At 30.8% G+C, this 2,046-nt stretch carries 1 protein-coding gene; it reads right to left on the reverse strand.

Annotation, left to right across the window (positions count from 1 at the left end; genetic code table 11):
* Positions 1–1,844 precede the first annotated feature (1,844 nt).
* On the reverse strand, positions 1,845–2,046 hold a 202-nt coding region (locus tag ACH2BP_RS03045), incomplete at its 5' end, for a hypothetical protein (RefSeq protein ID WP_395056886.1).

The raw sequence follows: 2,046 nt of genomic DNA on the forward strand, positions 1-2,046 counted from the left end.
AAAGTTATCGTAACATTTGCCCAACGCCTCAGGCAACAGAACATAAATATGGCTATCGCAGCTCTAGTTGCTGAGTAACCGAGCAATTACGATTAAATCAATGAAAATCTTTTTACTTTTAAGCTTGAGACAATTTTCTTTATCGATTCTACGGAATATGAGATTGGTAATACCATTTCTCATCTTTTGGACTCGATAACTTAGCATTCATAGGTACAGATCAATATGTATACGAATCAGTTGTGTAATCGCCTTTCTTTTCCCAACACCTTCACAAGTTTACTGATAATTTAACGAGCATCCTCGCTTTTTGACGAATTTTTAAAACTTTTCTCTCGCTTAAAAAAAAAATTCTGCAAAGATTTCATTTTTGCAAATATATTTAGAAGTAAAACTTAACTTTTTCAAGCGGCATCTTAGAAATTTAAAAATAAAGAATCGTAATTATGATCATAATTTCTTCGATAAGCTTTACGATAATTTTCAATCATTCAATGATCACAAACACTCAAATTATGATGCAAAACTAGTAATAACTATTTGCAAAATAACCACAAATATAAAAAACTTCATTTTGTATGATTTATTTTTTACAAAGAGGTGTTATGAGTATTTTTGCTTCTCGTTTATTTAGAATTACTCTGTAAATCTAAAAGCATAATCTTTTTTCCGTGCGGTTAAGCATTGCTCCTAACTTTACGATAACAAAATTATCGTAGATTATTCTAGGTATAATAAGTACTTGTTCAGCTGTGTCACAAAAGTCATCTACCCTTTCATGAAATATTCCTATTTTCATGCAAAAAAAATCATTCTAACTAACACCAACCTAATGTCTCAAGCAATGATCTATAAATGTCGCTACCGCAACTGTAGTTAATGCGCAATTGGGCCATTGCGATCAAAGCAAAAAGTCTTAGCCCCTTTAAGCTTAAAGTAATTTCTTTTATCGATTCGGCGTCTTTGATTCTACGAAATAAGAGATTGATAGTACTATTTTTGGCCCATCGACCTCAAAAATCTTGCATTCATAAGCACATTACAAGTATGTATGACCGATGGTCCAATAATTGCCTTTACCTACGCCTTACTTAACCATTCTATCAGTAATCATTTTAAGTATTCTCTTCATATTTTTCACGTTTTTCATGAAAATTAATGATTAGACAAAAACCTCCGCTTTTTGACAAACTTTCAGAACTGTTCTCTCGCTTCTTAAAAGCAGTTCTTTAAGGGTTTCATCTTTGCAAATATCTTTAAAGATAAAGCTTTGTTTTCTTTAATCGACATTTTAAAAATCAAAAATAAAGAATTGTGATTACAATTATGATTTTCTAGATAATTTCTTCGAGAATCTTCAATATTTAAATCATCACGACCCAAATCATCATGCAAACAGCAATAACTATTTGCGAAGTGACCATAAATATAAAAAACTTATCGTTGTACACTTTGTCTCTCATAAAAGGATCTGAGAATACTAGTCTATTTGAAGCTACCTTGCCTATCCAGGAGGATAAATTTTTTTAATACAGTAAAGCAGGGCTTTTGATTTTTAAAATCACGATACAATCGTAGATTGCTTTTAAATTTAATCATAATCATTTATAATTTTGTTAAACACAGAAATTGTCTACTTTATTATCAAATACTTTTGCTTTAATACGAAGAAAAGTAATTGTAACACTTGCCCAACGTTTTAGGCAACAAAACATGAATATTGCTACCGCAGTTGTAATTACTGCATAAGTGATCAATTACAACCAAAACGAAGAAATTTTTTGCTCCTTTAAAGCTTAAGGCAATTCTTTTTATCGATTCTACGGAATGCGAAATTGGTAATATTATTTCTCATCCTTTAGACTTAATAGCTTTGTGTACACTACAAACATGATGTATACGACCAGCAATATAATTACCTTTTTATCAACGCCTGCACAAGTGTATCGATGATTGTCATTACTACTTTTGTGGTAATTGATGATTAAAGAAACATTTCTGCCTTTTTGCAAACTTTCAAGACTTTTCTCTCGCTTTTTAAGAGCA

Origin of the sequence: Flavobacterium sp., assembly GCF_043756175.1 — a bacterium.
Lineage (GTDB): Bacteria > Bacteroidota > Bacteroidia > Flavobacteriales > Flavobacteriaceae > Flavobacterium.